General features: G+C 75.3%; 24 protein-coding genes. 11 read left to right on the forward strand and 13 right to left on the reverse strand.

Annotated elements, in window-relative coordinates:
- Window positions 1-129: 129 nt before the first annotated feature.
- From ACIF6L_RS16090 to ACIF6L_RS16105, 4 genes are all read right to left on the reverse strand, one after another.
- The gene (locus ACIF6L_RS16090) at window positions 130-879 is read right to left on the reverse strand and encodes a polysaccharide deacetylase family protein (protein WP_396487526.1); all 750 of its coding nucleotides are present in this window, start codon (window positions 877-879) and stop codon (window positions 130-132) included.
- Between the two features lie 16 nt (window positions 880-895).
- Window positions 896-1,699, reverse strand: coding sequence for an SDR family NAD(P)-dependent oxidoreductase (locus tag ACIF6L_RS16095; protein WP_396487528.1), 804 nt, complete (start codon window positions 1,697-1,699; stop codon window positions 896-898).
- Window positions 1,700-1,775: 76 nt separating this feature from the next.
- Window positions 1,776-2,663: a hypothetical protein gene (locus ACIF6L_RS16100; RefSeq protein ID WP_396487529.1), complete on the reverse strand. Its 888-nt coding sequence runs from the start codon at window positions 2,661-2,663 to the stop codon at window positions 1,776-1,778.
- 114 nt (window positions 2,664-2,777) lie between these two features.
- A complete protein-coding gene (locus ACIF6L_RS16105; protein WP_396487531.1) occupies window positions 2,778-3,656 on the reverse strand; it encodes an SAM-dependent methyltransferase in 879 nt (292 codons plus the stop codon).
- A 232-nt stretch (window positions 3,657-3,888) separates the two neighbouring features.
- Here ACIF6L_RS16105 and ACIF6L_RS16110 point away from each other — a divergent pair, with 232 nt between their 5' ends.
- Together ACIF6L_RS16110 and ACIF6L_RS16115 are read left to right on the forward strand one after the other, a co-directional pair.
- Window positions 3,889-4,554: an RNA polymerase sigma factor gene (locus ACIF6L_RS16110; protein ID WP_396487533.1), complete on the forward strand. Its 666-nt coding sequence runs from the start codon at window positions 3,889-3,891 to the stop codon at window positions 4,552-4,554.
- Window positions 4,551-5,336, forward strand: coding sequence for a hypothetical protein (locus ACIF6L_RS16115; protein ID WP_396487535.1), 786 nt, complete (start codon window positions 4,551-4,553; stop codon window positions 5,334-5,336). Before ACIF6L_RS16110 ends, ACIF6L_RS16115 begins: the two co-directional genes overlap by 4 nt.
- 95 nt (window positions 5,337-5,431) lie before the next feature.
- Here ACIF6L_RS16115 and ACIF6L_RS16120 read toward each other — a convergent pair whose 3' ends face one another.
- The 5 genes from ACIF6L_RS16120 to ACIF6L_RS16140 all read right to left on the reverse strand — a co-directional run bounded on the left by ACIF6L_RS16120 (window position 5,432) and on the right by ACIF6L_RS16140 (window position 10,255).
- Entirely contained in the window at window positions 5,432-7,153 is a 1,722-nt protein-coding gene (locus tag ACIF6L_RS16120; protein ID WP_396487536.1) for a condensation domain-containing protein, read from the reverse strand.
- A gap of 111 nt (window positions 7,154-7,264) precedes the next feature.
- Window positions 7,265-8,083: a 4'-phosphopantetheinyl transferase family protein gene (locus ACIF6L_RS16125; protein ID WP_396487537.1), complete on the reverse strand. Its 819-nt coding sequence runs from the start codon at window positions 8,081-8,083 to the stop codon at window positions 7,265-7,267.
- Window positions 8,080-8,919 carry a hypothetical protein gene (locus ACIF6L_RS16130; protein WP_396487539.1) on the reverse strand — a complete coding sequence of 280 codons (840 nt, stop codon included), beginning with the start codon at window positions 8,917-8,919 and terminating at the stop codon, window positions 8,080-8,082. Before ACIF6L_RS16130 ends, ACIF6L_RS16125 begins: the two co-directional genes overlap by 4 nt.
- Before the next feature lie 4 nt (window positions 8,920-8,923).
- Entirely contained in the window at window positions 8,924-9,214 is a 291-nt protein-coding gene (locus ACIF6L_RS16135) for an acyl carrier protein (protein ID WP_329491311.1), read from the reverse strand.
- Window positions 9,215-9,322: 108 nt separating this feature from the next.
- The gene (locus ACIF6L_RS16140; RefSeq protein ID WP_359807096.1) at window positions 9,323-10,255 is read right to left on the reverse strand and encodes a 3-oxoacyl-[acyl-carrier-protein] synthase III C-terminal domain-containing protein; all 933 of its coding nucleotides are present in this window, start codon (window positions 10,253-10,255) and stop codon (window positions 9,323-9,325) included.
- Window positions 10,256-10,352: 97 nt separating this feature from the next.
- Here ACIF6L_RS16140 and ACIF6L_RS16145 point away from each other — a divergent pair, with 97 nt between their 5' ends.
- The 4 genes from ACIF6L_RS16145 (at window position 10,353) to ACIF6L_RS16160 (ending at window position 13,727) form a co-directional block, all read left to right on the forward strand.
- Window positions 10,353-10,655: a hypothetical protein gene (locus ACIF6L_RS16145; RefSeq protein WP_396487541.1), complete on the forward strand. Its 303-nt coding sequence runs from the start codon at window positions 10,353-10,355 to the stop codon at window positions 10,653-10,655.
- Window positions 10,652-11,833, forward strand: a complete 1,182-nt coding sequence (locus ACIF6L_RS16150; protein WP_396487542.1) for a glycosyltransferase — start codon at window positions 10,652-10,654, stop codon at window positions 11,831-11,833. The genes ACIF6L_RS16145 and ACIF6L_RS16150 overlap by 4 nt, the downstream gene beginning before the upstream one ends.
- Window positions 11,834-11,982: 149 nt before the next feature.
- Entirely contained in the window at window positions 11,983-12,939 is a 957-nt protein-coding gene (locus ACIF6L_RS16155) for an ATP-binding cassette domain-containing protein (protein ID WP_352294601.1), read from the forward strand.
- A gap of 23 nt (window positions 12,940-12,962) precedes the next feature.
- Window positions 12,963-13,727 (forward strand): ABC transporter permease, encoded by a 765-nt coding sequence (locus tag ACIF6L_RS16160; RefSeq protein ID WP_329491305.1) that lies wholly within the window; start codon window positions 12,963-12,965, stop codon window positions 13,725-13,727.
- Window positions 13,728-13,804: 77 nt separating this feature from the next.
- On the opposite strand, the gene ACIF6L_RS16165 is transcribed toward ACIF6L_RS16160, so the two are convergent.
- The 4 genes from ACIF6L_RS16165 to ACIF6L_RS16180 all read right to left on the reverse strand — a co-directional run bounded on the left by ACIF6L_RS16165 (window position 13,805) and on the right by ACIF6L_RS16180 (window position 18,318).
- The gene (locus tag ACIF6L_RS16165) at window positions 13,805-15,145 is read right to left on the reverse strand and encodes a PLP-dependent aminotransferase family protein (protein ID WP_396487545.1); all 1,341 of its coding nucleotides are present in this window, start codon (window positions 15,143-15,145) and stop codon (window positions 13,805-13,807) included.
- The gene (locus tag ACIF6L_RS16170) at window positions 15,142-16,080 is read right to left on the reverse strand and encodes an alpha/beta hydrolase (protein WP_359807084.1); all 939 of its coding nucleotides are present in this window, start codon (window positions 16,078-16,080) and stop codon (window positions 15,142-15,144) included. The genes ACIF6L_RS16165 and ACIF6L_RS16170 overlap by 4 nt, the downstream gene beginning before the upstream one ends.
- 201 nt (window positions 16,081-16,281) lie before the next feature.
- The gene (locus tag ACIF6L_RS16175) at window positions 16,282-17,055 is read right to left on the reverse strand and encodes a methyltransferase domain-containing protein (RefSeq protein WP_359807082.1); all 774 of its coding nucleotides are present in this window, start codon (window positions 17,053-17,055) and stop codon (window positions 16,282-16,284) included.
- 147 nt (window positions 17,056-17,202) lie between these two features.
- Complete coding sequence (locus ACIF6L_RS16180) at window positions 17,203-18,318, reverse strand: alpha-hydroxy acid oxidase (protein ID WP_396487547.1); 1,116 nt, start codon at window positions 18,316-18,318, stop codon at window positions 17,203-17,205.
- Between the two features lie 176 nt (window positions 18,319-18,494).
- Here ACIF6L_RS16180 and ACIF6L_RS16185 point away from each other — a divergent pair, with 176 nt between their 5' ends.
- From ACIF6L_RS16185 to ACIF6L_RS16205, 5 genes are all read left to right on the forward strand, one after another.
- Complete coding sequence (locus ACIF6L_RS16185) at window positions 18,495-19,931, forward strand: class I adenylate-forming enzyme family protein (RefSeq protein WP_396487549.1); 1,437 nt, start codon at window positions 18,495-18,497, stop codon at window positions 19,929-19,931.
- Between the two features lie 136 nt (window positions 19,932-20,067).
- Window positions 20,068-20,343, forward strand: a complete 276-nt coding sequence (locus tag ACIF6L_RS16190; RefSeq protein ID WP_329491299.1) for an acyl carrier protein — start codon at window positions 20,068-20,070, stop codon at window positions 20,341-20,343.
- Window positions 20,340-20,621, forward strand: a complete 282-nt coding sequence (locus ACIF6L_RS16195; protein WP_329491298.1) for an acyl carrier protein — start codon at window positions 20,340-20,342, stop codon at window positions 20,619-20,621. Before ACIF6L_RS16190 ends, ACIF6L_RS16195 begins: the two co-directional genes overlap by 4 nt.
- Entirely contained in the window at window positions 20,618-21,778 is a 1,161-nt protein-coding gene (locus tag ACIF6L_RS16200; RefSeq protein ID WP_359807075.1) for a beta-ketoacyl synthase N-terminal-like domain-containing protein, read from the forward strand. The genes ACIF6L_RS16195 and ACIF6L_RS16200 overlap by 4 nt, the downstream gene beginning before the upstream one ends.
- Window positions 21,775-22,284 (forward strand): beta-ketoacyl synthase N-terminal-like domain-containing protein, encoded by a 510-nt coding sequence (locus ACIF6L_RS16205; RefSeq protein ID WP_359807072.1) that lies wholly within the window; start codon window positions 21,775-21,777, stop codon window positions 22,282-22,284. Before ACIF6L_RS16200 ends, ACIF6L_RS16205 begins: the two co-directional genes overlap by 4 nt.
- Window positions 22,285-22,380 lie beyond the last annotated feature (96 nt).

Here is a 22,380-nt window from a genome sequence, read left to right on the forward strand (position 1 = left end):
CCCGGCCCGCCCGGCCGCTCGGCGGTTGTTGGGGGCGCCGGTGCGGGGGGCTCGGGGGGGGGGGGGGGGGGGGGGGGGGGGGGGGGGGGGCGCGGCCCCCCCCCCCCGCCCCCCCCCCCCCAACACTCCCTAGCCGGTCCGGCCCGTGCGGGGCGGGACTGCGTGGTCGCGGAGTGGGCCGAGGGTGAGGCCGTGGGTGCGGCAGTGGGCGGCGATCAGGGGGAGGGCGGCGAGGGTGGCGCGCCAGGAGTCGGGGGCGGAGGTGCAGTCCGAGTCGTGCAGCAGGAGGGTGGCGCCGCCGGACAGGCCGGGGCGGGCGGTGGCGTACACGGAGGCGCCGGTGGCGTCGTCGGTCCAGTCCCGGCCCCAGGCCGTCCAGAGCACGGTGCGCAGGCCGAGGCGGCGGGCGGCCAGCGCCGGGCCGGCCGCCAGGACGCCGTACGGCGGGCGGTACCAGGACGGAGGGACCGCGCAGAGTTCGGTGACCGCCGCCGTGGCGCGGCGCAGTTCGCGCAGGTCGCGGGCGGGGGCCGGGTACCACTGCGGGCGGTGGTACCAGCCGTGCACGGCCACCTCGTGACCCCGGGCCACCAGCTCGCGGCCGAGCTCCGGGGCCCGCTCCAGCATCGTGCCGAGCAGGAAGAAGGTGGCCCGGACACCGAGGCCGTCCAGCGCGTCCAGGACGTACGGGGTGCTGCGCCGGTCCGGGCCGTCGTCGAAGGTCAGCGCGACGTGCCGGCCCGCGTCGCCGTACCCGGCCGTGCGCCGGGCGAGGGTGCGGCGCACGGGCGGCAGGCGGACGGCGGCCGGGGCGAGGTGGAGCAGCTCGGCGCCCGCCACGGTGAGGGCCGCCCGGCGGGCGGTGCGCGTCCGGTCCATCGGTGCCCGCCCCGGGTCAGCCGAACCGGGACGCCATGCGCCGGAACACCCCCGGTGCGACGCCGTGGACGCGTGCGGCGAGGCCGAGCCAGCGCGGGACGAAGGGCCGGTCGTAGGACGTGCTGATCGCCCCGACGACGGCTTCGGCGACCCGCTCGGCGGTCACCGGCCGAGGTCGTTCACGCTGGTAGGGGGTGCCGCGCTGGGCGAAGAAGGGGGTGTCCACCGCGCCCGGCAGGACGATCCGGACGCCGACGCCGGTACCGCGCAGCTCGTACCAGAGGCTCTCGGCGAACATCGCCAGCCCGGCCTTGGTCGCCGAGTAGGCGGCCTCGTCGCGGACGCCGACCTGCCCGGCCATCGAGCCGAGGAGCACGATCCGGCCGCGCCGGCGCTCCAGCATGCCGGGGAGCAGCAGGCGGACCAGCCGTAGCGGGGCGGCCAGATTGACCTCGATCATCCGGTCCAGGGTGTCGGTGGGGGTCTGCGCGAAGGGGCCGCGCCAGCCGAGGCCGGCACTGGCGATCAGGACGTCGACCTGCCCGGCGGCGGCCAGGGCCGCCTCAGCGAGGCGCTGCGGGCCGTCCGGCTTGGAGAGGTCCTCGGGCAGGGCCCGGCCGCCGGTGCGGGCGGCGACCGCGTCCAGCCGGGTGCGGTCGGTGCCGGAGAGCAGCAGCTGCCAGCCGGACGGCGCGAGTCGGGCGGCGGTCGCCGCGCCGATGCCGGAGGAGGCTCCGGTGACCAGCGCCACCGGCGGCCCGGCGGCAGGGGCCCCGGGCCGGTCCGGCCGCCGGGGCCGGTGACGGCCTTCGTCCACCATGGCTGCTCCCGTCCTTCCCACACCTGGCCGTCCGTTTTGTCCGGCAAGTCACCTTCGCACGGGGGCGCCGTCCGGGCTACCGGGGTGGGATCGCCGCCGCCTCGCTCCGGCCGTCCGCCGTCGCCACGACCGGCCGCACCTCGGCCTCCACCTCGCCGAAGCGGGCGAGCACGAAGGTGCCGCCGACCGCCACCGCGAAGCCGACCAGCGCGCACCAGGCGTAGCCCGGCCGCGCCGCGTCGCCCAGCGCGACCACGCCGACCAGGGCCGGACCGAAGGTCTCGGTCACCGTCCCGGCCGCCGTCGCCGCCGTCACGGTGCCCCGCTGCAGCGCGAGCGCGTACGCGAGGTAGCCGCCGAGGCCGCCCAAGGCGAGCCCGTACGCCGCCGGGTCGGTCAGCACGTCGGCCACCCCGCCGACGTCCAGCACCCGGACGGCCAGGCTGGTCACGCCGAAGCCGACCCCGGCGAGCAGGCCCAGACCGGCCGCCGCGGCGCCACCGCCCCGGCGGGCCAGCACCAGGGTGAGCAGCAGCATCAGGAGGGTGGTCCCGAGCAGCGCCCAGTGGAAGGCCGGCGCGGCGTACTCACGGCCCTCCCGCCCGGAGCCGAGGGCCAGCAGGGTCAGCCCGGCGACCACGGCCACGATCGCGGCCACGTCGCCGCGCCGCAGCCGGGCGCCGAGCAGCCAGACCGCGGCGAGCGCCGTCACCGCCAGACCCGCATTGGTGACCGCCTGGACCAGGAAGAGCGGCAGGCTGCGCAGCGCGACGACGCTCAGCACGAAGCCGCCGATGTCCAGCGCCGTCCCGAGCAGGAACTGCCAGGAGCGCGCCAGGGCGGCGAGCAGCCCGACCCGCACCCGGTCCGACCGCGGCGCCGACCGCGCGCCGCGCGCCTGGAAGACCGAGCCGAAGCCGAAGCAGACGGTCGCGACCAGGGCGGTGGTGAGTCCGAGCAGCATGACTCTCCTCGCTCCTCGGGGCGGGCTCCACGACCAGTCTGGTCCCGTGCGGGCGCACCCGCACGGGGTGCGGGCACGGCGGCCGCCGCACCGGCGCGGGCCGGCGCGCCGGTGTCACGGCTTGATGGCCACGGCCGCGTAGAGGGAGGCCTCGGTGTCGGACACGGCGGTGTCCTCGGGGCCGGCCGGGCGCCAGCGCGGGGTGGGGACGAGCCCGGGGGCGAGGAGCGTCCAGCCGTCGAAGAACCGGGCGATCTCATGGTGCGCGCGGGCCTGGCCGGGGGCGCCCGCGGCGCGGTAGATGCCGGCCAGCCGGGCGATCTCCTCGGGCGCGAAGTCGGCGGTGACGTGGGAGAGCACCAGGGCGCTGCCGGGCGCGAGGGCGGCCTTCAGGTGTTCGACGATCGCGTGGGCGCGCTGCCCCGCGGCGCCGTCGGGGCCGCCCGGTGCGACGGGGTCGTCGGGCGCGTCGGGGTCGTCGGGCGCGTCGGGGTCGTCGGGGACGAAGTGCAGGACGGCGTTCAGGGAGAGGGCGACCGGGCGGGCGAGGTCGATGGTGTCCCGCAGACCGGGTGCGGCGAGCAGCGCCGCCGGTTCGGTCAGCTCGGCCTCGACGTACGCGGTGCGGCCCTCGCGGGCCCCGGTGAGCAGGGCCTGGGCGTGCGAGAGCACGATCGGGTCGTTGTCGACGTAGACCACCCGGGCCCGCGGGTTCACCCGTTGGGCGATCTCGTGCAGGTTGGGCGAGGTGGGGATGCCGGTGCCGATGTCGAGGAACTGGTCCAGGCCGGCCTCGGCGAGGGCGCGCGTCGAGCGGTGCATGAAGGCACGGTTGGCGCGCGCGGTCGCGCGCACCCAGGGGAGCGCGGCGAGCGCCTGGCCGGCCGCCTCGCGGTCGGCGGCGAAGTTGGTGATGCCGCCCAGGAAGTAGTCGTACATCCGGGCCGAGTGCGGCACGTTCAGTCGTAGGTCGACACCGTCGTAAAGGCTCATCGCTCTCCCCGGCCGCAGGACTCACCCGTCGTTGCCCACGCTACCGGCCCGTCAACCGCCGTTCCGATCCGCGGAGTTCCGCTGGCCGATGATCCGTAGATCGGACGCAATGACTGTCGGTATTCGCACAAACGCCTGCGGTGACGAAACCTGGTGGAATGGGGTCCGCGGGCACGGGGCCCGCACCCTCGGGCGGCCGGCGGTCGGTCGGCGGCGGTGGAAGGCAGGTTCGATGACGATCGACAGGGGTGTCCGGGTACTCGGGCACCGGGGAGGACCGGCGCCGGCGGGCCCGGGCGGGGGCGGCCGCCGGGGGGACGGCCACGGAGATGCCGACGAGCACGGGTACAGCGGCCCGGAGTACGCCAACATCCGCCTGGAGCTTGCCTATTCGGCGTTCTGCGAGACCCATGAGCCGGCCTGGCGGGCCCTCGCCCTGACCCGGATAGGCAACCGCGCGGACGCGGCGCTGATCGTCGAGGCGGTCAAGGAGGACCTCGCCCGGCACTGGGCCCACGTCCTGCGGTTCGAGGAACCGGCCGCGTACGCCTGGCGGCTGGCGAACCGTCATGTCGCCGACTGGGTGTCCGGCGAGGAGCGGGTCGAGGTGGAGGCGGTCACCTTCGAGGCCGTCATCGGAGCGTTCAAGGACGTCGCCAACGGCCTGCTGCACAGCGAGGCGGACGAGGTCCGGCTCTATGCGGCGATCCTCGAACTCCCCGACCGGCAGCGGGACGTGGTCGTCCTGCGGTACCTGCTCGGGCTGCACGTCAAGGTGATCGGCGCCTATCTGGGCCGGCCCGTCGCCACCGTCCACTCCAACCTCCGGCACGCCCGCGAGCGGCTGGCCAGACGGCTCGGTGTGCGCGAACTGCCGGACCGGGGAGGCGAACAGTGATCCCCCGGCCCCCGGCCGAGGCGCCCGCCGCACCGGCCACGCCACCAGGGGCCGTGCCACCGGCCGAGGGCGGGACGGCGACGCCGCACATCCCCCGGCCCGAACGGGCGCACGCCGAGCGGATCGCCGCGCTGCGCCTGGCCAGGCTCACGGCCGCGCCCACCCACCTGCCGTCCGAGCACGAACAGGCCGCCTTCGAGCTGGGCCTGGTGGTCGCCCTGGTGCTGGGTACCCCGGACGCGGCCCGGGGGCTGGACCTGCTGGTCAACGCGCGGCGGATCCAGCCGGAGGGAGCGGAGGTGTTCGCCGCGCTGCTCTACGCCACCGGCCGCGAGGAGGGCGCCGAGTTCTGGTGGCGGTTCGCCGCCGGATCGGGCAGCGGCACGGCGGCGTACTGCCTGCACCTGTACCACCTGCGGTACGGCGAGACCGACGACGCCGACTACTGGCGGGCCTGGTCCGACCAGCTCGCCGCCGCCCTGGGCCCGCCGGGAGCGCGCCCGCGCGGACCGACCCCGCCGCGGGTGGACCGGCCGCTGCTGCCGGACGACGTCCGGCGGGACGTGCTCTCGCGCTGCCACCGGGGCCTCGCGCCGCAACTGCCCCCGGCGCTGGTCGAGGTGATCGACCGCCTGCCGCGCCAGGGCGACCCGGGCCGCGGCGATCCGGGCCACAGCGACAACGACCACGGCGACCCGGACCGGAGCGGTGACGTACCCAGCCCGTGGGGGCTGACCTCGGGTGCGACCTCGGCCTGTTCCTGGGACGGCGCGCAGGGGTGAACCGGGCGGCGGGACGGCCCGGCCCCGTTCGGGTGAGTCCCCGGGCCGGCGATCTCCGGACGGGGCGGGCGCAGGGCGGCGCCCGCCCCGGGCGCTCAGCGCGGGGCGAGGCGGCCGGCGATCTCCGGGCACCGGCCGGAGCCCTCGGCCACCACCGTCGCGTCGTCCCAGCACGGCGGGCCGGCCGGGTGGGCGGCGGCATGGACCACGTAGTGCTGCGGGGCCATCGCGGTGTCCCGGCCTGGCAGGGCCTCGATCACCGTGCGGTGGGCGACCAGCGGGGTGAACCCGGGGTCGTCGGTGGCGATCCGGGCGATCAGACGGCCGTCGACGAAGTCGACCCGGGTGGCGGTGCCGAGCGCGTCGACGACCAGGGCCCGGACGGCGTCCAGGTCCACCCAGGAGTTCTCGATCCGCTGCCACGCACCGGTCCGGACGGCGCCGCCCAGACCGGTCAGCGCGGGCAGACCGGCGAGCGGGACCGGCCCCCGGGCGGCGGCTTCGAGCAGCGCGGGCAGGGCCAGCGCGAAACGGCCGGTCTCCTCGCGGTCGAGCACCTGCGGGCAGGCGACCAGTGCGAACTCCAGGCTGTTCGAGGTCCGCAGGATGTTCAACATCAGCCGGACGGCGACCGGCTGGTCCGGCAGCCAGGTCAGTTCGGGGTCGCTCGTCGGGGACGGGCGGGCGTCCGACATCGCCTCGGGGATGGTCATGCTCAGGTCGTTGACCACGACCTGGCGGGCGAAGCGGGAGCCGCGCAGATGGGCGACGTCCTCGATCAGCTGCCAGACGGCGCCCGCCGGGAGGGTGCTGTGCCAGTAGCCGGCGAGCGACGCCGCCTTGGCCCGGCCGATCACCTCGTCGAGGTCGGCCGCGTCGGTGTCCAGGGCGATCAGGGCGTCCTGGGCGAGGGTGCCGATGTGGTCGGCCATCGCGGCGCGCTGGCGGTTGGCGGAGAGCGCCGACATCACCAGGTCGCCGCGGCCGGCCCGGCGGGCCACCAGGGAAGCGAAGGCCGCCAGCAGGACGACGGAGGGGCTCGCGCCGGTGCGCCGCGCGGTGGCGAGCAGGTCGGCGGCGGCCTGCCGCGAGCGCAGGACGACGGCGGCTACGCCGTCCGGCGGGCCGGTGATCCGGGAGTCCGCGAAGGCGGCCTGCGGCGCGGTGGACAGGACCTTCTGCCAGTGCCGCAGCGCGGCGGCGGCCTTGCGCCGGCCCTGGTCGCTCTGCTCCACCGCGGCCACCTCCAGCGGCGTCCGGGCGGTGACGGGCGGGAGCTCCTTGCCGGCCGCGAGGGCGCACCAGTCCTCGATGAGCAGCGTCGTCGCGGCGCCGTCCGCACCCGCGTGGCAGACGACCACCACCAGCCGGAGCGGGTGGTCGTCCTCGGTCAGCAGGGTGAACCGGAGCCGGGGCCCGGCCGCCAGGTCGAACGGGACGGCGACGTCGGCCCGGCCCAGCTCCTCGGCGAGCGCGTCGATCCCCGCCGCCCCGCCGGTCGACCGGCTGTCCACCACGGTGACGTCGAACTCGCCTTCGCCGCAGACCAGCTGACGCTCGGGGAAGGCATCCGGCCCCGGCCCGGGCGGGAACACCGTCCGCAGCGAGTCGTGCCGTTCGACGAGCCGCCGCACAGCGTCGAGCGCGGCCGTCAGGGTCGTCCCGTCGGGGACCGGCCAGACGGACTCCTTGTTGATCTGCTCGGGTCGGTCCCGCCGGATGCAGCGGATCATGTTGTCCTGGCCGAGGGTCAGCGGCCCGAAGCCGCTGCTCGCGCCGCTGTACCGGACGGTGATCCGCCGGCTGGTCTCTCTCACGTCGTACGCGCCCTTCGGCCGGCCTGGGGTTGGAGCGGTGTGCGGGTCGGGACGCTATCAGCGGCCCGGCGAAGTGGTACAGACCAAATCTCTGGGAGAGCCGACGGGCCGTCAGTTCCGGTGCCGGAGAGGCTGACAGGCCTCTGACAAGGCTTTCCAGCGGTGCCGGCGCAGCCGGAAGGGCTGCTCCCCGAGCACCGCCACCGCGGCGCGGAACGGCCCGGGCACCGGGACGTCGTCGAGCAGGCAGGGGCCCTCGCCGAGCGTGCCCGGGTGGGCCAGACGCAGCGGGGCCGGACCGGCCAACGGCAGCCCGAAGCCCTGCACCAGTCGGCCGCCGTAGGCTTTGACGCAGGCCTCCCGGCGACACCAGAGGGTGGTGAAGCGCTCGGCCAGCACGGCGGGCGAGGCCGACCGGGCGAGGAACTCCGCCTCGGCGCCCGGGAAGTAGCGCTCGGCCACCCGGGTGGCCACCCGGGCGTCGTGGACCTCCTCGACGTCGACACCGACCGGCCGCCCCGCGGTCAGGGCCAGCACGGCCAGGGCGCCGGAGCCGGAGTAGCTGACGCCGACCCGCTCGCGCCCCACCGCCGGTTCGGGTTTGCCGTGCGGGCCGTACCGCCAGGCGAGTTCGGCGGGGTGCAGGCCGAGGCGTTCGGCCACCAGCAGCCGGACGACGCCGTGCACCACGGTGAACCGTCGGCCGGCCACGGGATCGCGGGCGGGGCCCCGACCGGTGGCGCGAGCGAGTTCGTCACGGTCCAGCAGGCTTCGCAGGCTCCGGACGACCTCGTCCGGCTGGTCGGTGGGAATGGTCCAGAGGTCGACCCGGTCGGCGGTGTCCGGCGTGGAGGCGGTGTCGGACGTGGAGGCGACAGCGGAGGTTGAGGTGGACGTGGAGGCGGTGGCGGTGGCCGGACCCGCCGTCACGGGCCGGCCCGAAGGGTCAGGGTGCTCAGCACGCCCAGCCTGCGGTCGAAACCGGCGGCCAGCACCGGCCGCCCCTTCTCCTGCCACTCGGGCAGCCGCTCGGCCAGCTCCGCCCAGAGACCGGTGAACGGCAGACCGGCGAACGGCAGGCCGGCCACGGCTGCCACCTCGGGGACCGGCTCGGCCGCCAGGCCGGAGCCCAGCAGGACGGCCGCGTCAGCCCCGAGGGTTCCGACCTCCGCGCCGACCACCTCGGCCGCCTTCCGGCCGTCGAGCGCGGAGAACTGACGCACAGTCAGGTCCACGTCGGCGGCCTCGTCCAGGACGAGTACGACGACGCTGTGCCGCTCGGCCAGGTCGACCGGCGCCGCCGGCCGGTAGTGCAGCGCGGTCTGTTCCGCCAGTACCACCACCGCCCGCCGGCAGGCCCCGGTGCGCTGGTACTCGGCGGCCACCCGCAGGGCGCTGAAGGCCACCGCCGACCCCTGGTCGCAGAGGGCGAAGGCCAGCGGCGCGCCCGGGCAGGACCGGCTGAGCGCCAGCGAGCTGGGCGCCCCCGGGCGCACGTCGGGCGAGTCGAAGGCGAGGATCAGCAGGTCCACCGGCACGCCGTCGGCGAGCGCCTCGGCCAGCAGGCCCTCGGCCAGTTCCTCGTAGGAGTGGCCGACGCCCTCGGCGAGGAGGTCCTCCCGCACCGGCAGGCCGTAGGGCCGGACCAGGTCCGTGACGAACACCCGCAGGTCCGGGTCGAGCGAGGTCTCCGACCTGCCGTCGAAGGACCGCGCGAGGATCCGGGTGACACCCAGGGCGAGCGGCGGCGCGGAATCGGCGGCCACCCGGTCAGTCCTCGGGGATGATGTGCCCGGCGACGTAGTCGGCCAGGCTGGTCACCGAGCGCAGGTCGTCCTCGCCGATCTGCTCGACGTCGACCTGGATGTCCAGCGTCTCCTCGACTTCGAGGATCAGCTCGATGGTGCCGGCCGAGGTCAGGCCGAGGTCGTCGAAGAGGCAGGCGTTCTCGGGGATCTCGGGGAGGTCGCGCTTGAGGACGCGCGGCAGCAGCTCGCCGATGCTCCGCAGGATCCGGTCGCGCAGCTCGACATCAGTGGTCTGGACCGCGGGTTCTGGCATGGATGTCCCGTCCCGTCGTGCGTGAGAGGTGAATGGGTGCGGCGGGCGGAGGCGTGGTCGTCCTCGCCGTGCCGATGCGTCGCCCGGGTGCGCCGAAACGACGATGCGTCAGTGTTCGACGGCCATGGCGGAGAAGGTGGCTCCGACACCGGCGGCGGCGATCAGGTAGCGGTCGCCCCGGTGGAGCAGCCCCCGCGTGGTGGCGGTGTGGAGATTGATGAGGCTGTCTGCAGCGAAACTGTGCCCGACGGAGCGCACGTTGTCCAGCACGACCTTCTCCACCGGGAACCCGATCCGTCGGCAGATCATCCGCCAGGAGGCCTGGTTGACGTTGTGCGGGAGCACCAGGGCGAGGTCCGAGAGGTCCAGACCTGCCTGGTCGAGGGCGGCCTCGATCGCCTCGATCATCACCACCGGGTACTCCCGCTGGTAGCGCGCCAGCAGGTCCGCGTCCCCGGCCAGGCGGCCGTCGAACTCGGGGCGGTGGCGGACGGCGTAGGAGAGCACCCGATTGCGCTCGCCGGTGGCCCGGACCAGGCAGGCGGCCGCGCCCTCGGCGAAGATCCCGGTCTCGGGCACCACCTGGGCGTCCTTGGTGAAGGTCTTCTCGCCGGCCAGCACCAGCGCCAGGGCCTCCGGGTCGTCCTGCCCGGCGAGCAGGCGGCCGGCCAGGTCGACGGCCAGCAGACCCACCGCACAGGCGTGGTGGGTCACCGTGAAGGCCGAGGCGTGCGCCAGGCCGTACCGGCCGAGCAGGTCGTGCAGGGGGTTGAGCGGGTACGGCACCGCCACCGGCATGCTGCGGGCGTGGATCACGAAACGGACGTGCCGTTCGCGTCCGCGCAGCTCCGGTAAGGCCTCGACGGCGGCGCCGAGCAGGTCGGGCAGCTTCCCGTCCGGATCCAGCCGCAGCTGGTCCAGTCCGTGGAAACGGCGGAAGAGTCGAAGTTGACGCGGGGTCAGGCCGATCCGCTCGCCCACTGCCTCAATGGGCACGGTGTGGTGGGGGAGGTGGACGGCCACTGCCTCCAGTGCTGTCACGCGGGCTAGTATTCCGACGCCCGACGGGTCGCACAAGTGATCTCGGGCCCTTCGCAGTCCCAATCCGCCCCCGTGCCGTCGAGCAGGTGGAGCCCCCATGACCTCTTCCGAACCCGAATCCTCCGCCGCCCAGGTCCGTCCGGAGCTGGTCGCCCTGCTGGCCCGGGCCGCCGGCGCGCCGCCCGAGTGGGCCGCGCTGGTCACCCCGCAGGCCCGGCTGGACGCCGATCTGCTGCTGGACGAGTACGAACTGACGGTGCTCGATGCCCTTTTGTGCGGGCACTTCGGGGCAGCCGCCGGCCTCGCCGCACACCGTGCCGGGCTGGACCTGGCCGAGCTGGAAGCCCTGACCGTCGCCGAGGTGCAGCGGCTGCTGCCCGCCGAGGAGCCCATCCGATGAGCCGATTCCTGCTGGTGGTACCGCCGTTGACGGGACACGTCAATCCGGTCGTGGGGATCGCCCGCGAGCTGGCCGCGCGCGGCCACGAGGTCGCCTGGACCGGCACCGAGTCGGTCCTGCGGCCGCTGCTCGGCCCCGGGGCGGTCGTCCTGGGGACGGGCACCCGGGCGTTCCGGACGCAGGGCGGGCACGGACTGGTCGCCCTGCGCTCGCTCTGGGAGGGCTTTATCGTCCCCTACGCGCGGTTCACCGCGAAGCCGTTGGACGCGGCGGTGCGGGAGTACCGGCCGGACGCGCTGCTGGTCGACCAGCACACGCCCGCGGGCGCGCTGGTCGCCCACCGGCACGGTCTGCCGTGGGCCAGCCTGGCGCCGGGCGCGATGGAGCTGGGGCGGCCGTTCCGGGCGCTGCCGAAGGTCGAGGCCTGGATGACCGGGCTGCTCACCGGGCTCTGGCGACGGGCCGGACTGCCGGAGGAGGAGTACACCGACCCGCGCTTCTCCCCCGCCCTCGTCCTGGCGACGACCGGTCCCGCGCTGGCCGGTCCGGCACCGCTCCCGGCGCACTACGCCCTGGTCGGGCCGGTGCTCGCCGAACGGCCGGCCGACCCGGCCTTCCCCTGGGAACGGCTGGATCCGGGCCGGCGCCGGGTCCTGGTCACCATGGGGACGCTGGCCGGAGACCTCGGCGCGGACTTCCACGCCCGGGCCGTCCGGGCCCTGGCGCTGTGCGGGGACGACGTCCAGCCGGTGATCGCCGCGCCCGCCGCGCTGCTGCCCGAACTGCCCCGCCACGCGGTGGCCGTGGATCGGGCACCGGTGCTGGAGCTGATGGCGCGGGGAGCGCTGGACGCGGTGCTGTGCCACGGCGGGATGAACACCGTCGGCGAGGCGCTGGCGCACGGGATCCCGCTGGTCACCGCACCCATCCGACACGACCAGCCGTTCGTCGCGGCCCAGGTGGCGGCGGCCGGCGCCGGGCTGCGGGTGCCGTTCGCGCGCGTCACGCCCGAGGGGCTGGCGGCCGCGCTGCGCACCGTCCTCGACGCACCGGAGCACCGCGCGGCGGCCGCCCGGGTGGGCGCCGAACTGCGGTCCGGCGGCGGGGCCCTGACGGCGGCCGACCGACTGGAGTCGCTGGTCGGAACCGGGGCAGAACGATCGAATCCATTGGTCTAGGCCATTGTATCCGGGGCGCCGCAGACCCTAGTGTGGCGCGAAGCACCGCTTCCCAGGTGCCCCGGCCACCTTCCCCGCACGGACCGTCCAGCCCTGTGTGCGCTGGACGTCGTCGACGTGGCACATCCATCCCCGCACGGGAGTTCTGGTTGATCGAGACCAAAGGACTTCGCAAGTCCTATCCGTCCAAACAACGCGGCCAGGCTGCCGTCGACGCCGTCCGCGGCATCGACCTGGACGTGGCCGCAGGCGAGATCTTCGGCTTTCTCGGGCCCAACGGCGCCGGTAAGACGACCACCCTGCGCATGCTCGCCACCCTCATCCGGCCGGACGGCGGTGCGGTCCGGATCGCCGGCGCCGACCTGCTGACCGACCCGGCCGGAGTCCGGCAGCGGATCGGGTACGTCGCCCAGGGCGGCGGCACCGCCGACGCCGTCACCGCCCGCGAGGAGCTGGTGATGCAGGCCCGGATGTACGGCGCCCGCAAGACCCTGGCCCAGCAGCGGGCCGAGGAGGCCCTGAAGGCCTTCGGGCTCACCGAGTTCGGCGACCGCGCGTGCCGCACCTACTCGGGCGGCCAGCGCCGCCGGCTGGACATCGCACTGGGCGTCATCCACGCGCCGCGGGTGCTCTTCCTCGACGAACCCACCGTCGGGCTCGACCCGGCCAGCCGGGTGCAGGTGTGGGCGGAGATCCGCCGCCTGAACGCCGAGGGCCTGACCGTCGTGGTGACCACGCACTACCTGGAGGAGGCCGACGCGCTCTGCGACCGGGTGGCGATCGTCGACCACGGCGAGGTCGTCGCCGAGGGAACCCCGGAGAGCCTGAAGCGGGAGATCTCGGGCGACGTCGTCCTGGTCGGCCTGGCGGCCGGCGAGGCCGAACGCGCCACCAAGGCGCTGCGCGAACAGCCGTACCTCCACCGCCTGGAGACCCAGGGCGAGGACGACCTGCGGCTCTACCTCGACGACGGCGCGGCCGCGATCCCGCGACTGCTGCGCGCCCTCGACGGGGCGGGCGTCGTGCCCGGCACCGTGCAGCTGCAGCGGCCCAGCCTGGACGACGTGTTCCTGGCCCGGACGGGCCGTTCCATCGAGCAGTCCTGAGCACTGATCCCCGAGAGGCCCCCATGAAGCTCGCCCGCGACACCTGGCTGGTCTTCCAGCGACAGCTGCTGATCATGTGGCGAACCCCGATCTGGATCGCCGTCGGGCTGATCCAGCCCCTCTTCTACCTGCTGCTGTTCGCCCCGCTGCTCAAGACGGTGCTGGCGCCGATGGGCGCGATCACCTACGCCGACGCCTACCAGATCTACGTACCGGGCCTGTTGGCGGTGCTCTGCATCTTCGGCGGCCTGTACACCGGCTTCAGCCTGCTCGGCGAGCTGAAGGCCGGGATCATCGAACGGTCCCGGGTGACCCCGGTGAGCCGGCTGGCGCTGCTGCTCGGCCGGGCGCTGCGCGAGACGGTGGCGCTGCTCGTCCAGGCCGTCCTGATCACCCTGATCGCGCTGCCGTTCGGGCTGCGGGTGGCACCGCTGGACCTGCTGCTGGCGTACCTGCTGCTCGGCCTGCTGGCCCTGATGACCTCGGCGATCTCCTACGGCATCGCGCTGGTGCTCCCGGCCGACGAGGCGATGGCGCCGGTGGTGAACACCCTCGCGCAGCCGATCGCGCTGCTCTCCGGCGTCCTGCTGCCGCTGGTGCTGGCGCCGGTGTGGCTGCAGAACGTGGCCAAGTGGAACCCCTTCTACTGGGCCGTGGAAGGCATGCGGGCGCTGTTCTCCGGCCATGTCGGGGACAGCGTGGTCTGGCAGGGGCTGCTGGTGGTCGTCCTGATGACGGTGGTGTCCGTGTACTGGTCGGCCCGCCTGTTCTCGACCCGGGTGCGCTGAGCCCCGCGCGTTCCCCATGCGGCACGAGGGCGGGGCCGGGGCTCGAAGAAGCCCCGGCCCCGCCCTCGTCCGTGTCGCTACCGGGCCTGCGCCCGGATGAAGCGGGCCAGCTCGGCGACGCCGACGTCGATCTGGTGCTCCGTCAGCGAACTGACCGAGAGTCGGAGCCGGTGCTCTCCCCCGCCCGCCGGGTAGAACGGCGCCATCGGCGTCCAGAGCACTCCGAAGTCCCTGGCGCACCGCTCCATGGCCGCCTCGTCGGCCGTGAAGGGCACCGTCAGCACGGCGAAGAAGCCGCCCTCCGGCTCGTTCCAGGACAGGCCCAGCCGCCGGCGCTCCGCCGCCGGGAACTCCCGCTCCAGGGCGCCCAGCAGCGCCGTCATGTTGGCCGCGTAGTAGGCCGTCGCGCGGGCGTTGGCGGCGCGCAGCCGGCAGTCGTGGCGCAGCAGCATGCCGCCGATGACGGCCTGGCTGAGCGCGGGCGTGTTCACCGTCGTCATGCTCTTCAGCTTCGCCAGCTCGTCGGCGAGCAGCGAGCGCCGACCGCCGGGGCCGGCCACCTCCTGGTCGGCGACGACGTAGCCGAGCCGGGCGCCGGGGAAGCAGGTCTTGGCGAAGGAGCCGAGGTAGACGACCTGCCGGCGGCGGTCCAGCGCCTTCAGGGTCGGCCGCTCGCCGGGGTCGCGGGCGAAGAAGCCGTACGGGTTGTCCTCGATGACCAGCAGCCCCTCCGCGGCGGTGGTCTCCAGCAGCCTCGCCCGGGCGCCGACGGGCATGCTGGTGCCCGAGGGGTTGGCGAAGTCGGGCACCACGTAGAGGGCGCGCGGGCGCCCGCCCCCGGCCCGGACGGCCCGGGCGGCTGCCCGGACGGCCTGCGGGTCGGGGCCGCCGTCGGGGCCCTCGGGCACCGGGACGGTGGTCAGGTCGAGCAGCCGGGCGGCGCCGGTGACGCCGACGTAGCAGGGCGAACTGACCAGCAGGACGTCCTGCGGGCCGGCGCAGAGGGCGCGCAGCGTCAGCAGCATGCCCTCCTGGGCGCCGACGGTGAGCACCAGGGACTCGGGGGCGACGGTGAGGCCCTCGTCGTTGGCCAGGGTGCGGGCGACCAGGTCGGCGATGACGCCCTTGGTCGGGCCGTACTGGAACAGCGTGGTGCGCACGGCGTCCCGGTCCAGGCCGCGGGCCGCCAGGTGGTCCAGATAGGCGTCCAGGTGGCCGTGGACGTCCTCCGGCTCGAAGAAGCCCTCGTAGGGGCGGCCGGGGGCGAAGGAGACGGCCCCGGGGTAGCGGGTGGTGACCTCGTTGAGGAAGGTCATCGCGTCCAGCAGCGGATCCGACAGCGAGGCGTGCAGTCCGGACAGCGCGAGGGGCTCGACGGCCGGGGCGTCGGGCGGGGCGAGCGGGCGGAGGGCGGTCACCGCAGGGCCTCGCGCAGCCGCTCGGCGGCGTACCGCTGGGCCTCGCCGGCCGCGTCCAGGACGCCCGTCATGGCGAAGAAGCCGTGCGGCATGCCTGCGAACCGGCGGGACTCGACCGGGACGCCGGCCGCCCGCAGCGCGTCGGCGTAGTGCTCCCCCTCCTCGCACAGCGGGTCGTACTCCGCGGTGATCACGGTGGCGGGCGGCAGCCCGGCCAGGCTCGGGGCGCGCAGCGGGGAGGCGTAGGGGTGGGCGCCGTCGGCGGGATCGGCCAGGTAGTGGCCCCAGTACCAGGCCACCGAGCGGCGGTTGAAGAGCAGCGGGTCGTCGTGCCGCTCCGGCGGTGCGGCGGCGACCGCGCGGTGGTCGGTGTTGGGGTAGACCAGCAGCTGGTGGCGCAGGGCCGGGCCGCCCTCGTCCCGGGCGAGCAGGGTGAGGGCGGCGGTGAGGTTGCCCCCGGCGCTGTCGCCGCCGACGGCCAGCCGGGCCGGGTCGACGCCGAGGGCGTCGGCGTTCCCGGCCAGCCACCGGGCGGCGGCGCGGCAGTCGTGGACGGCCGCGGGGAAGGGGTGCTCGGGGGCCAGGCGGTAGCCGACGGAGGCGGTGACGCAGCCGACGGCGTTGGTCAGCCGGCGGCAGATCGCGTCGCTGGTGTCGGGCGAGCCGAGGGTCCAGCCGCCGCCGAAGAGGTAGAGCAGCGCGGGCAGCGGCCGGCCGGCCGGCTCGGGGCGGTAGAGCCGCAGGGCGAGCTCGCCGCCGGGGCCGGGGATCCGGTGCTCCTCGACGGCGGCGACGGGCTCGGGGGTGCCGGCGGCGGACCGGATGTCGGCGAGGTCGGCAGCGCGGGCCTGGGCCGGGGTGAGGCTGTAGAGCGGGGGTGTGCCGGCCTGCGCACGGCGTTCGCGCAGGGCCTGGGCCTGGGGGTGCAAGGGCATGGTCATCCCATCGGACGGCGGGGGTCGGGCGCTCCTGCTCCGAGCCTGCCCGGTCGGTCACGCCCGGACGGGCTCGCGGAGGGGAGTCCTGGGGCTTGTCCGAGCAGTTCGCGTCGCAAAAGCGCGGCGGGGAGTGTCGGACAAGTCCTAGGGGGTGCTGGCAGAGTCGCGTCGGATCAGGCGGGACTTTGCCGACACTCCCTAGCGGTCGGCCTCGACGTAGATCGTCTCGTCGGTGCGGAACGCGGTGTCGAGGTCGGCGACGTCGGCGCGGACGCCCTGGCGGTAGGCGCAGTGGCGGATCGCGTCGGCCTCGAAGCCGGCCTGGGTGAGGACGTGCCGCAGCTCGTCCAGGTCGTAGATCCACTGGTGGCCGTAGTACCGGAAGATCTGGTTGACCAGGAAGGCCGGGCGCGGCGGCATCGGCGGGCCGAACCCCATGGTGGTGAGGCGCCGGCGGTGCTTGGTGAGGAAACCGTCGTCGGTCGCGTAGCCGACCAGGTAGCGGGCCAGGTCGGGGGTGGTGACGCGCAGCACGCCGCCGGGGCGCAGCACCCGCCGGGCCTCGCGCAGCCAGCCGATCGCGACCGGCATGGTGACGTGCTCGATCAGGTGCTCGGCGTAGACCCAGTCCACGCTGGCGTCCGCGAAGGGCAGCGGGCGGCCGATGTCGAGCTGGGTGAACCAGCGGTCGCCGTCGACGCGGTAGAGGGTGCCGGGTTCGGTACTGGCGCCGGGGCTGCGCAGGGCGGTCAGGTCGGTCCCGAGGCCTTCCGGGTGGGCCGTCCGGAAGGCGGCGAACTCGATTCCGGTGATGCCGAGTTCGCGGAAGCCCTGGTGGTCCCGCGGGAGGCCGCCGGCGGCCGGTTCGAGCTTCTCGCAGGTGGCGACGTCGGCGCTGAACGCGTCGAGGCGGACGGCGAGGCCGTCCGGGTCGTCCCAGTCCCAGCCGGGGAAGGCGTCCTGGTTCTTCATGTCGTCGGTCTCTCTGTCGGGCGTGCGGTGCTTCGGCCCGGAACTTCGGTCCGGAGCTCGGTGCGGGGCCGCGCGGTGGGGCGGTGGGCCGGGCGCGGGGAGATGGGCGGGGGCCGCGCGGTGGGGCGGGGGCCGGGGTCGCGCCCGTCAGGCGGTGGGCCGGGGCGCGGGGGCGGTGGGCCAGGGCGCGAGGGCGCTGCGGTCCAGGTCCGCGAGGGTGGGCCGGCCCAGCAGGGCCAGCGTGTGCTCCAGTTCGTCGCGGAGCAGGTCGAGGACGCGGACCACTCCCGCCTCGCCGTCGACGGCGAGCCCCCACAGCACGGGGCGGCCGACCAGGACGGCCCGGGCGCCGAGCGCGAGGGCGACGGCGATGTCGGTGCCGGTACGGACGCCGCCGTCGAGCAGCACCGGGACCTCCGGCGGGAGCGCCGCGACCACCTCGGGCAGCGCCGCCAGCGCCGGGAGCGCGCCGTCCAGTTGACGGCCGCCGTGGTTGGAGACCACCACGGCGTCCACCCCGTGTTCGGCGGCGAGCCGGGCGTCCTCGGCGGTCAGGATGCCCTTGAGGACCAGCGGGAGGCGGGTGCGGGCCCGCAGCCAGGCCAGGTCGGACCAGGTCAGGCTGGGGTCGAACTGCTCCAGGGCGTGCTCGGCGATGCCGGAGGACCCCGCGTCGGCGCGGTGGCTGGCGGCCATCAGCGCGGGGTCGAGGTTGACGGCGCGGATGTCCGGCGGAACGGCGAAGCCGTTGCGCAGGTCGCGCAGCCGGCGGCCGATCCGGGGCGCGTCCACGGTCAGCATGAGCGCGGCGAAGCCGGCCGCCTCGGCCCGCTCGATCAGGGCGGCGAGCGCGTCGCGCCGGCGCAGCCAGTAGAGCTGCAACCAGAGCGGCCCGGTGGCCGCGGCCGCGATGGACTCCAGGCTGCGGCTGGCGAAGATTCCGGCGACCAGCACCGCGCCGGCCCGGCCGGCTGCCCGGGCGGTCACGGTTTCCCCGTCCGAATGGACCAGCCGGTGGTAGGCCATCGGGGCAATTGCGAGTGGCGTCCGGAGCTCGGTTCCGAGCAGCGGGACGGCGGTCGAGCAGGTCGAGACGTCGACCAGCGTGCGGGGGCGCAGCGCATAGTGACCGAACATTTCCCGGTTGGCCGCCAGGGTGCGTTCGGATCCACTGCCACCCTCGATGAAGTCCCATATTTCCGGTGGTAGTTGGGCGCGCGCCGCGCGCTCCATACCGGCCAGCGTGAGTAGTCCCACGGGCATCCTCGTTCCCGGACGGCCGCGCTCGGACCAGTCCCGCTTCGGCAGCGTAGAAGGTACGGACCAGATTGGTATAGACCTTGATTTGACCAAACGTCTGTGCAAAGGTCTGGCAACGGAATTGACCGTATTGGTTTGAGAACGGCGTCCATGTCAAATCTCCTCTCCGTGGAGTGGCGTTGACCGGCATTTCCCTCCCCGCACTTCCACCCTCCTCACCGCCGCACGCCGACGCCCCGGACGACTGGGTGGCACGGTTCCTGCTGGCCGGCCCCGAGGACGCGGAGTGCCTGCGCTTCGGCACACCCGTCGACCGCGCCACCCTGCGCGCCCTGGTCGACGAGCAGGCCGCACGGCTGACCGCGGCCGGCCTCGGCCCCGGCGGCACCGCGGCGCTGCGACTGCCGCCCTCCCTGGGCTTCGTCGCCGCGCTGCTCGCCTGCTGGCAACTGCGCGCCCAGGTAGCCCTGCTGGACCATCGGCTGACCGACCACGAGATCGCCCTGGCGGTCGAACGGCTGACCCCGCAGGTGCTGGTAGGGTCCGAGCACCGGCCCTCGGCGGCGCTGCGCGGCTTCTCCGAGGTCGAGCCGGTGGCCGTCCGGCTACCGGGCGGGCGACCTGCCCGGACCGGCCACGCGCTGGTCCAGCTCAGCTCCGGGTCCACCGGCCCGGCCAAGGTCATCGCCCGCACCGCCGGCGACCTGCTCCGTGAACTCGACTGCTACCGGCGGTTGGCGGACTTCCCCGGCGAGGGCGAGCGGGTGGTGCTGCTCTCCTCGGTGGTGCACGTCCTCGGACTGGTCGGCGGACTGCTGAACAGCCTGTACGCCCACGCGCCGCTCACCGTGCCGGAGCGGATGACGGCGGCGGGTATCCTGGCCGCCGTCGGCGACGAGGGGGAACGGCCGACCACCGTGATCGGTGTCCCCTTCCACGCCGAACTGCTGGCCGGTGTGGCCGCACCCCCGGCGCTGCCACGGCTGCGCCGGATGGTGGTGGCCGGGGAGCTGGTCCGCCCGGGCCTGCCGGCGGCCTTCACCGCCCGGTACGGCGTACCGCTGGGCACCATGTACGGGATGACCGAGCTCGGCGTCATCGCCACCGATCTGGACGGCGCGCTGCACCCGGCGAAGCGTCCCGTGTACGGCATGGAACTGCGCCTGGTGGCAGGCGAGTTGCAGCTGGGAACGGCCGCCTCGCCGTACCCCGGGCTGGACGACCCGACCCGGTGGTCGGACGGCTGGCTGCACACCCGCGACGCCGCGGAGCTGGACCGGGCCACCGGGCTGGTCACCGTGCTGGGCCGGCGGGACTCCCAGGTCTCGATCGGCGGGCTGAAGGTGGACCTCACCGAGGTCGAACTGATCCTGGCCGCCCTGCCCCAGGTCCGCGAGGCCGTCGTGGTCTTCGACGAGGGCGCCATCGAGGCGTACCTCGCCGCCGACCAGGACGCCGACCACGCGCTGGTCCGGGACGGGCTGACCCGGCGGCTCGCCGCCTACAAGCGGCCCCGCCGGCTGTCCTTCCTCCCGCAACTCCCGCGCACCGCCACCGGAAAGCTGCTGCGCGACCCGGCCGCCCTGCGGGCGACCGCCGCCGAACCGCCCCGCTGACCGGCCCCGCCGGGAGGCGCCGGACAGACCCGCCGCACCCGGACCGCCGCGTCCCCGACTCCCCACCGCTTCTCCCCGCCGCTTGCTTCTCCCCCGACGATCCGCGCGCCGCTGCGCGCGAGTACAGGAGCACACCATGCAGGACCGCATCCGCGAGTTCGTCCTCGCCGCCCTGACCGAGATGCAGTACGACGTCTCCGAGGTCACCGGCGACACCGACCTCGGCCCGGCCGGGCTCGACCTGGAGTCGCTCGCGCTGGCCGACCTCTCGGTCCAGGTCGAGGACGAGTTCGGGATCAAGTTCGACTTCGACGAGATGGAGAGCACCGCGCTGATGACGCTCGACGAGTTCACCGCCGACGTCGCCAAGCGCTTCGCCGCCGTCACCGCCACCTCCGGCAGCCCCGCGTGACCGAGCCCGTCCTCCCCGACCGGGCCGAGGTACTGACGATCCTGGCGGCGTTCGGGCAGCGCGCCGCCGACACCGTCCCCGAGGAACTCGGCTCCCTGGAACTCACGTGGCTGATAGCCGAGTTCGAGCAGCGCTACGGCATCGAGCCGGATCTCGACGACGAACGCTTCGAGGCGATCCGGACGGTGGACGACGCCGTCGAGGTGCTCCGCTCCGCCGTCCTCGCGGCGGCCGCCGGCGCGCCGCCGGAACGGACCGCAGGGGTCGCGCAGTCATGACCGGCCACGCTCCGCCCGCCGTCCGGCCCGTGGTCACCGGAGTCGGCGTGCTCAGCGCGGCCGGCACCGGGCTGGACGCGCTCACCGACGCGGCCGCCCTCGGCAAGACCGCGTTCACCACGGTGACCAGGTTCGACGTCTCCGCGCGCCGGACCACCCGGGCCGCGCTGCTGGCCGAGCCGGTGCCGCTGGCCGACGCCGTCCTCGCCGCCGTGGACCAGGCCTGCCGCCAGGCCGGCCTGCCCGCCGGGCGCGGCGGTGACGGCCCCGACGGCGACGGCCGGGCCGCGGCGGACCGGGAGGGCATGCCCGTCCTGCTCGCGCTGCACAGTGACCTCCACACCCGGGCCGTCACCGCCGCCGTCGCCGCCGGAGCCACCGCCGCCTGGGGGACCGCCGGCGTCACCCGCGTCTACACCGGTGCCTGCGTCGCCGCCGGCACCGCCGTGGCCGACGCCGCCGCCCTGGTGGCCGCCGGCCGCCACCCCCGGGTGCTGGTGGCCGCCGGCCACCTGGTGGAGCCGGGCGTCTTCGCCGCCTTCGACGCCGGCCGGGCGCTGGCCCGGGACGGCGAGCTGCGCCCGTTCAGCGCCGGCCGGACCGGCACCCTGCTCGGCGACGCGGCCGCCGCCGTGGTCGTCGAGGCGGAGCCGCGGGCCGAGCTGCGCGGCGCACCCGTGCTCGCCCGGCTGGCCGGCTGGGGCCGGTCCGGGGACGCCCACCACGTCTGCCGCCCGGAGCCGAGCGGCGACGGCGTCGCCCGCGCCGTCGGGGCCGCGCTCGCCCGGGCGGGCCTCGCCCCGGACGAGGTCGGCTACGTCAACGCCAACGGCACCGGTTCGCCGCTGTCCGACCGGGCCGAGGCCAACGCCCTGCACCAGGTGTTCGGCGCGCACGCCGGGCGGCTCCCGGTGAGCTCCAGCAAAGCCGTCCACGGGCACGCCCTGGAGGCCTCCGCCCTGCTCGAACTCGCCGTCACCATCGGGGCGTTGCGCGACGGGCGGCTCCCGGTGAACGCCGGCTGGCTCGGCCCGGACCCGGACGTCGGACTGGACCTCGTGCTGGACGGCCCGCGCGCCGACCGGCCACGCTACGCGCTGACGCTCAACTCCGCCTTCGGCGGCGCCAACACCGCACTCCTGGTGGCGACCCGGTGAGCGCACTGCGCGTCCTCGCCGAAGCCCGCTGGCCGGAGCCGGGCCACCACGAGCCGCTCCCGCCGATCCCCGGCTTCACCGCCTCCTCCTTCAATCCGCTGGTCGCCGAGACCGCCGAGCGCTGCCTGCGCGCCCGGCACGGCAGCGCCCCGGCCCCCGGCCGGACCGCCCTGCTGCTGGCCAGCGCGGGCGGCGACCGCGCCACCGCCCGCGCCATCGACGACGCCGCCGCCTCCGGGGGGCGGGTGCCGCCCCTGCTGTTCTTCCAGTCCAACCCGAACGCCGTGCTCGGACACATCGCCGCCCGCTGGGGCCTGACCGGGCCGGTGGTGTCGATCAGCCCGGCCGACTCCGTACCCGGCCTGGTGCCGCAGGACGCGCTCGACCTGGCGGCGCTGCTCCTCGCGGACGGCGACGCGGACCAGGTGCTCGTCGTCGCCGCCGAGCAGGCGGCGTCCGCCGGGGGAACGGACCGGGCCGCCGCCGTCCTGGTCACGGCCGGCTGATCCGCGCCGCCCCGCCACCGCACACCACGCCGCCTCCGTACCCCGCCACCCCGTACCGCCCGCACCGCCATCGAGCGAGCGGCGCACCCGACGCGC

Source organism: Kitasatospora sp. NPDC086009 (assembly GCF_044540385.1).
Classification (GTDB): Bacteria; Actinomycetota; Actinomycetes; order Streptomycetales; family Streptomycetaceae; genus Kitasatospora.